At 66.5% G+C, this 245-nt stretch carries 1 protein-coding gene; it reads right to left on the bottom strand.

Annotated elements, in window-relative coordinates; all coding sequences use genetic code 11:
- Positions 1-45: 45 nt before the first annotated feature.
- Positions 46-245 (bottom strand): hypothetical protein (locus tag G4D86_RS52030; RefSeq protein ID WP_205520443.1); only part of this gene is annotated, 200 nt, incomplete at its 5' end.

Below are 245 nucleotides of genomic sequence, written 5' to 3'. Positions count from 1 at the left end.
CCAGGCGCACGCCCTTTTTCAGGGCCTCGTCGACGTGGGCGAGCGTCATTTCTCGCTCTTCTCGTCCCCGGAGTCGTCCTCGTCTTCCAAGTGCCGCTGGTCCCAGCCCATCGCCTGAAGTTTTTTTTCGAGCACCAGCAGCGCGGCTGTCTCGGCCAGCGCCTTCTCCTTGCGGTGCAGCTCGCGCTCGAGCTCCTTCACCCGCTTCTCGGCGGCGGCCAGCCGCTTGCGCTCCTTGGCGGGCA

The sequence above is a fragment of the Pyxidicoccus caerfyrddinensis genome, assembly GCF_010894405.1.
Lineage (GTDB): Bacteria > Myxococcota > Myxococcia > Myxococcales > Myxococcaceae > Myxococcus > Myxococcus caerfyrddinensis.
The sequence above is the reverse complement of the archived record's forward strand: the minus strand, read 5'-3'. Positions and strand labels throughout refer to the sequence as shown.